General features: G+C 36.4%; 8 protein-coding genes. 4 read left to right on the top strand and 4 right to left on the bottom strand.

Annotation, left to right across the window (positions count from 1 at the left end):
- Positions 1-72: 72 nt before the first annotated feature.
- On the bottom strand, positions 73-903 hold the full coding sequence (locus CQ058_RS22905) for a protein-glutamine gamma-glutamyltransferase (RefSeq protein ID WP_002066931.1): 831 nt from the start codon (positions 901-903) through the stop codon (positions 73-75).
- A gap of 618 nt (positions 904-1,521) precedes the next feature.
- Complete coding sequence (speA, locus tag CQ058_RS22895) at positions 1,522-2,994, bottom strand: arginine decarboxylase (protein WP_002142966.1); 1,473 nt, start codon at positions 2,992-2,994, stop codon at positions 1,522-1,524.
- 383 nt (positions 2,995-3,377) lie between these two features.
- Between speA and CQ058_RS22890 the strand changes: the two genes are divergently transcribed.
- Complete coding sequence (locus CQ058_RS22890) at positions 3,378-3,647, top strand: UPF0223 family protein (RefSeq protein WP_002014862.1); 270 nt, start codon at positions 3,378-3,380, stop codon at positions 3,645-3,647.
- 80 nt (positions 3,648-3,727) lie between these two features.
- Here CQ058_RS22890 and CQ058_RS22885 read toward each other — a convergent pair whose 3' ends face one another.
- Positions 3,728-4,354: a YktB family protein gene (locus CQ058_RS22885; protein WP_002014864.1), complete on the bottom strand. Its 627-nt coding sequence runs from the start codon at positions 4,352-4,354 to the stop codon at positions 3,728-3,730.
- Between the two features lie 205 nt (positions 4,355-4,559).
- Between CQ058_RS22885 and CQ058_RS22880 the strand changes: the two genes are divergently transcribed.
- Together CQ058_RS22880 and CQ058_RS22875 are read left to right on the top strand one after the other, a co-directional pair.
- Positions 4,560-4,748 (top strand): hypothetical protein, encoded by a 189-nt coding sequence (locus CQ058_RS22880; RefSeq protein WP_002121995.1) that lies wholly within the window; start codon positions 4,560-4,562, stop codon positions 4,746-4,748.
- Positions 4,749-4,836: 88 nt separating this feature from the next.
- On the top strand, positions 4,837-5,628 hold the full coding sequence (locus CQ058_RS22875; protein ID WP_002033721.1) for an inositol monophosphatase family protein: 792 nt from the start codon (positions 4,837-4,839) through the stop codon (positions 5,626-5,628).
- 44 nt (positions 5,629-5,672) lie between these two features.
- Here the strand turns inward: CQ058_RS22875 and CQ058_RS22870 are convergent, their stop codons facing one another.
- Positions 5,673-5,852 carry a DUF5325 family protein gene (locus tag CQ058_RS22870; protein ID WP_000400127.1) on the bottom strand — a complete coding sequence of 60 codons (180 nt, stop codon included), beginning with the start codon at positions 5,850-5,852 and terminating at the stop codon, positions 5,673-5,675.
- Positions 5,853-5,992: 140 nt separating this feature from the next.
- Here CQ058_RS22870 and typA point away from each other — a divergent pair, with 140 nt between their 5' ends.
- Positions 5,993-7,837 (top strand): translational GTPase TypA, encoded by a 1,845-nt coding sequence (typA, locus tag CQ058_RS22865; RefSeq protein ID WP_002014867.1) that lies wholly within the window; start codon positions 5,993-5,995, stop codon positions 7,835-7,837.
- The last annotated feature ends 79 nt before the right edge of the window (positions 7,838-7,916 follow it).

Here is a 7,916-nt window from a genome sequence, read left to right as displayed (position 1 = left end):
AGTAAACAGGTTAATGTGCTTTCTTTTTCCTGTCTACTATAAGGGGATCATATCACACATGTAGGCGTTTTTTTAATAGATTGTAGTTGTATGCCCGACTGTTGCAACAATTGCATCATCTCTAATAGGAATAAATCCTATTGATGTTTGTGGCGTGTTAGGAGGGGCATATTGACTCATCATACGGCTATCAATACGAGTAATAAAATCGGTTAAATAAGCTGAAATAAAAGCATAAGGAATCCTTCGTTCATTTAATGAATAAATAATTTCCTCTTTCGTTTTTACGCCTACGCCATGTCCGTAAAAAAAGAAGTTTCCTAGATAGATTGTATTTTCTCCTTGCCACTCAATCGTAGCTGGATTAACTTGTGGATTTTTAAAGTAAACGAGGTCACCTGGAACGATATCGCCACTCGTTTTTGTTATGAGCTTTAAGTCGCGATCGTAGTCCCATGTATAAAGTAAGAGGTTTGCGAATAGACGGTTGAAAGTTTTTTCCTCATATAATGATAGTAATGCTTTGTAAAAAATGATAATCATTGCGGTGGCACATTCAGTTCCATATAGTTTTCCGTTTTTAAAAATATCTTGGATGGCAATGGAAGGGGCTATGTTTGGGAGTAGTTGAAATCCGCCAAGTGATGTTCTTTCCCAAAACTGAGGGTTGCAAAAAGATTGTTGAAACGTACGAAACTGAAATCCACTTTGAAAAAGTTCTAGCGCGGAAGTAATAATATTAACTCGTAAATTAAGATCAAAGCTGAGTTCATCGGCTGTTCGGAAGGAATAAACTTCTTGATTTCCCGCCATTATGGATAAAATCTGTTGTTTTTCAGCTGCAAATGGCTCATATTCATTTGTGATATAAGGGTGTACAATAGAACGGCCTATCACAATCATAATGGTATCCCCACCTATACGTTACAGATTTCGCGATACGGGAAAGCTTATATTGGACTTTAGACATAGGATGAAAGTATCGCTTTTTCATAGAAAAACATTTATCCCGCTATTTGCGGGCAGTAAGAATTCCACCTCAAAATTCGGCTGGAGCCCTGCTGCCCGTAAACGCCCGATTGGTGAAGGCTAATAATCAGTGGGGATGAACAAAACCCCACTGATTAAAGTTTCACTTTATATTTTGGTAGACTTTAACTACAGACAAGTACAAGTCTTTAAAACGCCAATGTGTTCTTTGAAAAAAGATAGCATAGGGAGTTCGATAGCTGAATTCAAGCTATCGGTAAAATGATATGTGTCGTCAAGAACAAGACGCTAAAACACCTGAACACGAATCTGTACGGTATGGTATAGTACCGTAGCTCACGAACCTATACGATTTGTTGTGAGAGTGGTGATGGCACACCGCAATCTTGCAAGTCAGCGATACCAGAAATGGACTTCGCCTTAGGTAGCAAGAATCCCACTGATGTTAGTCAGCTTGCCCCATTAGGGTGGGAATGTCAAATTCTTTAGTATCGTATGAAAAAAAGAGAAAAAAGGTGAAAGAAAAGCCTATCAACTGATAGGCTTGTACTCTTTAATAACACGTAATGTTTGTAATGTCATATCTTCAGGACCTTGTACAGGTAACCCAGCTTCTAAATTTTTAAGAATATACTCTAAGTTATCTTGTGTAATAATTTCCCCCGGAGTAAAGATTGGAATCCCTGGCGGATAAACCATAACAAAATCAGCTATAATACGACCTGCTGCGTTTTCAAATGGAATGACTTCTGTTTCTGAATAAAAAGCATCTCTAGGAGAAAGTGCTAGCACAGGTATTTCTGGTATTTCTACTTGTACTTGAACACCTTTGTCTGCTCTATTTCTATATGTTGCTGCTAAATCTTGTAATGCTGTAATAAGTGTATCTGTTTCACTTTCTGTATCTCCAAATGTGATAAGACAAAGTATGTTATATAAATCAGAGAGTTCTACTTCAATGTTGTAATGTTCTCTAAGCCATACTTCAGCCTGATGGCCTGTAATACCTAAATCTTTTACAGATACAATTATCTTTGTAGGATCATAGTTAAAAGTAGCATCTGTTCCTAGCATTTCTTTTCCAGGACAATAAAGATGCTCAATAACATTTATAGCATCACGAACATGCTCAGCTAATTGTATTGTTTGTTCTATGAGAGCTGTTCCTTCTGTAGCAAGACGTTTTCTAGCAACATCAAGGGATGCTAACAAAATGTAAGAAGTTGATGTAGTCGTAAGCATGCTAATAATGGATTGGACATGCTTTACGTTCACAAGACCTTCTTTTACATTAAGAATAGAGCTTTGGGTTAAAGACCCACCTAATTTGTGAACACTTGTTGCTGCCATATCTGCACCTGCTTGCATAGCTGATATTGGTAGTTCATCATGAAAATGGATATGAACACCGTGAGCCTCATCAACAAGTACAGGAATATCGTAAGAATGAGCTAATTCTACAATCTGCTCTAAATCTGCAGCAAACCCAAAATATGTTGGATTTATAACAAGTAAGCCTTTCGCATCTGAGTGCTCTTCAAGAGCCTTTTTGACAGATTGAATTGTGATCCCATGTGAAATACCGAGCTTCGGATCAATCTCAGGATGCATGAAAATTGGTTTTGCACCTGAGAAAATAATAGCTGACATTACTGATTTATGCACATTCCGTGGCACGAGGATTTTATCCCCAGGACCGCACACGCTCATCACCATTGTCATAATTGCACCACTTGTACCTTGAATAGAAAAGAACGTATGATCTGCACCGAAAGCAGCGGCTGCTAAATCCTGTGCTTCTTTAATCATACCTTTTGGATGATGTAAATCATCGAGCGGCGCAATATTAATTAAATCAATTGCTAATGCATTATGCCCAATAAATTCGCGAAATGTAGGATCCATGCCCTGTCCTTTTTTATGACCAGGAATATGGAATTGAACTGGATTTCGCTTACTGTGCTCAACTAAAGCGGTAAACAATGGTGTTTCGTATTGGGACAATCTATACACCCCTTCTTCTTCGTAATATTTATTAGAGTTTGTTTTATATGATTTCATCTCATTCTAAAAGGAAATTAAGATGACAAACTTTTAGAACTTGACTTGTTTTTCTGCCATTCGCAAAAGCCTTTTTGGGGATGGTAGTCTCACTTTATTCTCTATAAAACAAAAGCATTATATCACCAATAATTATAGATGTATAGAAAAATCGCATTTTCAAGGTGAGTATGTTTAATAGTTATATTTTAAATACTGCAAAGAGGAAGACAATTCCATTGAAATGGATAAATGGTGTATAATGCAGAGTGGCTATAGTGAAGAATAAAAGGTTGTCTTAAAGGTAGCATAATAGAAAAAGAAAGAATACTGAATGAGGTGCAAAAATGGAATATCAATATCCACTTGATTACAATTGGTCAAATGAAGAAATGGTAGCAGTTGTAAAGTTTTATGAAGCGATTGAAAAGGTATACGAAAAAGGAGTTTTGAGAGAAGATTTGATGGAATTATATCGTCGTTTTAAAGAGATTGTGCCATCGAAGGCAGCGGAGAAAAAAATTGATAAAGAATTTCAAGAAGTAAGTGGATATTCTATATATCGTACGATTCAAAGAGCAAAAGAAGTAGCGGAAAAAAAGATTGTAAAAATGTAAAAATATTTTGAAAATTAAAATGCAAAGTGCTATAATGTGATAACAACTAAAAACGGACAATATAAATTGTCCGTTTTCTACTATCGATTACAAAGTGCATATAAAGGAAGGAGTGGTTGCATCGTAGATTCAATCTTAGCAAGGAATTGTTCGTTGGTCATTGCTGAAAACTCCTCTGGTGATATATGAATACCGACTAATAACTCTGCTTTTTTCACAGTAGCTAAACGTTCAATCATCTTTTGTAAGTCTTCCGTTTCAAGCGTTTTATGCAGTTTTACACCTGGTTTAGTATGGTCAATGGACCAAACGAAGTCATTTGGAATATTTGTTTTTAAATCATTTAAATGTTCTAAGAAGGCGTGAGCCGTCTCCACTTTTTGTGGACACTCATAGATTAAACCAAAGTATATGAAGGCGTGAGTACCCCATAAACCAATTTGAAAGTGTGGTAACATTTTATATCCACGTTTATTTGTTGAAAAAGCAACCCAAGTATCGTTTGGTGGATTGACTTTGCGGCGTGCATGTTTTGCTACATGGTAGAAAAAGTTTTCATCAGTTTGTTGTGATAAATATTCTGCAAATTGTTCCCCTAAAGCTTCTAGCTTAGGATGAATATTCGTTTTAATTGCGCTCATTCGTTCTTCAAGACCATCAACAGTAAAGACTTCAAAATCAGTTGATGTGAATGTTTGTAGTGTCATGATTGTTCCTCCAACTCCTATTTTGTTTTAATTTTAGCATAGCTTGTACTATTCATAAAAAAAACATCACAAAAAAATTTAAATAAAAAAATATAATTTTGTTGCATAGATGATTTATCCAACATAGTATAGTATAAAACAAAAAATCAGAAAATTGAATCAATTCCAGTCCGAGGGCAGACGAATATTGGGAGGAGGCAAAAAAATGAGACAGGTGATTAATGCGTTAAAGAGAACAGATGCTGAAAAGAGAATTCCGGTGCTACGTTTGGAGCTAGATTATGAATTAGCAACTTTATATGATGCGATGATGGATAACGACAAACAGAAAAAAGAAGAGTGCGTACAAAAATTAGAAGTGTTAAGACTTGAAATGATCCGTTTAGAAGCGTAATAATAGTATATGTATAAATAATTAGTTGGTGCGAACCTTATAAAGGGTTCGTTTTTTCTGTGAACAGTATAGATCGGAGTGTTTAAACATGCAAGAAGTATGGAAAGACATCGATACACACGCGAAACAGTGGATTCGAGAAGCCGGAGAACAATTAATGGCGTCACTGAAAAAAACACTTATTATAGAAACAAAGTCAAATGCAGCTGATCTAGTAACAAATATGGACCGAGAAACGGAGCAGTTTTTAATTGGGAAAATTAAAGAAACATTCCCGGCTCATAATATTTTAGGAGAAGAAGGCTATGGAGATGAGATTACCTCTTCTAATGGGGTTGTTTGGTTAATTGATCCAATTGATGGCACGATGAACTTTGTTCATCAAAAAAGAAATTTCGCAATCTCAATCGGGATTTATGAGAACGGTATCGGAAAGATTGGTCTTATTTATGATCCAGTTCATGACGAACTATATCATGCGGTAAAGGGAGAAGGGGCTTTTTGCAATGATTTAGCTATTCCCATGTTAGAAAAAGGAACGGTAGAGCATGGAGTTATAGCTTTGAATGCGATATGGCTTACTGATAATCCATTGCTTAATATGGAAAAAATGATGATGCTCGTTAAGAAGGCAAGAGGTACGAGGTCATATGGTTGTGCAGCGTTAGAAATGGTATATGTTGCCACGGGAAGATTAGACGCATATGTAACACCGCGCTTATCGCCATGGGACTTTGGCGGGGGACAGATTATTGTAGAGGAAGTTGGCGGTAAAGTGACAACGTTCTTGGGAACGCCTCTGTCTATTGTAGAGAAAAGCAGTGTGTTAGTTGCAAAACCAGGAGTATACGAAGAATTATTACCATTTGTATCGCAATAATGAAAAAAAGTAAGAGGCATAAAGAAGCTTCTTACTTTTTAATGTTATTGCGATTTACGCATTTTTCTTTTTGTTACAAAACCGTATCCAACTGTAACAAATGTGCCGATAATGCAAATAATAATGCCGATGGGACTATTTTCAGCAATCATAATTCCGATACCAATTAAGAAGATAACACCGATAATTGCTGTTAATAAAAAGCGATATTGAATGTGTTCCATTTCTTCACCCTCCAATCTTATTTTACTTTCACAAAAGTAAGAATACAACTATATTTTCATTCTTGATTTTATTTTGATTGCCATTGTATCCCCTTCGCTCTTATAATAGAGAAGGATTAAAAAGACATTAGGAGTTGGACATGTTGAAAAAACGACAAGATTTACGAAATATAGCAATTATTGCCCACGTTGACCATGGTAAAACAACACTTGTTGACCAGTTATTACGTCAAGCGGGGACGTTCCGTGCGAATGAACATATTGAAGAACGCGCAATGGACTCAAATGATCTAGAAAGAGAACGTGGTATTACAATTTTAGCGAAGAATACTGCGATTCACTATGAAGATAAAAGAATTAACATTTTAGATACACCTGGTCACGCTGACTTCGGTGGAGAAGTAGAACGTATCATGAAAATGGTTGATGGTGTTCTACTTGTAGTTGATGCATATGAAGGTTGTATGCCACAAACACGATTTGTTTTAAAGAAAGCTCTTGAGCAAAACTTAACTCCAATCGTTGTTGTAAACAAAATTGACCGTGACTTCGCTCGCCCTGATGAAGTAGTTGATGAAGTAGTTGACTTATTCATCGAACTTGGTGCAAACGAAGATCAATTAGAGTTCCCAGTTGTATTTGCATCAGCAATGAACGGAACAGCAAGCTTAGATTCAAATCCAGCAAATCAAGAAGAGAATATGAAATCATTGTTTGACACAATCATTGAACATATTCCAGCACCAATTGATAACAGCGAAGAGCCACTTCAATTCCAAGTAGCACTTCTTGATTACAATGACTATGTTGGTCGTATTGGGGTTGGACGCGTATTCCGCGGTACAATGAAAGTAGGACAACAAGTTGCATTAATGAAAGTTGACGGAAGTGTAAAACAATTCCGTGTAACTAAATTATTTGGTTACATTGGATTAAAACGTCAAGAAATTGAAGAAGCAAAAGCTGGAGATTTAGTAGCTGTTTCAGGTATGGAAGACATTAACGTAGGTGAAACGGTATGTCCGGTTGAGCATGAAGAGGCTTTACCATTATTACGTATTGATGAGCCAACATTACAAATGACATTCCTTGTAAATAACAGCCCATTTGCAGGTCGTGAAGGTAAATTCATTACTTCTCGTAAAATTGAAGAGCGTCTTCGTTCACAATTAGAGACAGATGTAAGTTTACGTGTGGATAATACAGATTCTCCTGATGCATGGATCGTATCTGGACGCGGAGAGTTACATTTATCTATCTTAATTGAAAACATGCGTCGTGAAGGTTATGAACTACAAGTATCTAAGCCTGAAGTAATTATTAAAGATGTCGATGGCGTAAGAAGTGAGCCTGTAGAGCGCGTACAAATCGATGTTCCTGAAGAATACACTGGTTCTATTATGGAATCAATGGGCGCACGTAAAGGTGAAATGTTAGATATGGTGAATAACGGAAACGGTCAAGTTCGCCTTACTTTCATGGTTCCAGCACGTGGGTTAATTGGTTACACAACAGAATTCCTAACATTAACTCGTGGTTATGGTATTTTAAACCATACATTTGATTGCTACCAACCAGTACATGCTGGACAAGTGGGTGGACGTCGTCAAGGTGTTCTAGTTTCACTTGAAGCAGGAAAAGCATCACAATACGGTATTATGCAAGTTGAAGACCGTGGTGTAATCTTCGTTGAACCAGGTACAGAAGTATATGCTGGTATGATCGTTGGAGAACATACACGTGAGAATGATTTAACAGTTAACGTTGTAAAAATGAAACAACAAACGAACATTCGTTCTGCAACGAAAGATCAAACTTCAACAATGAAAAAACCACGCTTAATGACTTTAGAAGAGTCATTAGAGTACTTAAACGATGATGAGTTCTGTGAAGTAACTCCAGAATCAATTCGTCTACGTAAAAAGATTCTTGATAAGAGTGAGCGCGAAAGAGCTGCTAAGAAAAAGAAATCTGTAGAAGCGTAAAAATAAAAAAACAACTACCTTTATAAAAGGTAGTTGTTTTTTTATTTTGTTTATTTTTAGAATATTTATTCTTTTTTGT

The sequence above is a fragment of the Bacillus sp. MYb56 genome (assembly GCF_002976445.1).
In the GTDB taxonomy this organism is placed as follows: domain Bacteria; phylum Bacillota; class Bacilli; order Bacillales; family Bacillaceae_G; genus Bacillus_A; species Bacillus_A mycoides.
The sequence above is the reverse complement of the archived record's forward strand: the minus strand, read 5'-3'. Positions and strand labels throughout refer to the sequence as shown.

Bases quoted from the DNA above. Each gene is read 5' to 3' on its own strand.
- CQ058_RS22905 (WP_002066931.1), bottom strand. From the start codon at position 903: ATGATTGTGATAGGCCGTTCTATTGTACACCCTTATATCACAAATGAA.
- CQ058_RS22890 (WP_002014862.1), top strand. From the start codon at position 3,378: ATGGAATATCAATATCCACTTGATTACAATTGGTCAAATGAAGAAATG.
- CQ058_RS22885 (WP_002014864.1), bottom strand. From the start codon at position 4,354: ATGACACTACAAACATTCACATCAACTGATTTTGAAGTCTTTACTGTT.
- CQ058_RS22880 (WP_002121995.1), top strand. From the start codon at position 4,560: ATGAGACAGGTGATTAATGCGTTAAAGAGAACAGATGCTGAAAAGAGA.
- CQ058_RS22875 (WP_002033721.1), top strand. From the start codon at position 4,837: ATGCAAGAAGTATGGAAAGACATCGATACACACGCGAAACAGTGGATT.
- CQ058_RS22870 (WP_000400127.1), bottom strand. From the start codon at position 5,852: ATGGAACACATTCAATATCGCTTTTTATTAACAGCAATTATCGGTGTT.
- typA (WP_002014867.1), top strand. From the start codon at position 5,993: ATGTTGAAAAAACGACAAGATTTACGAAATATAGCAATTATTGCCCAC.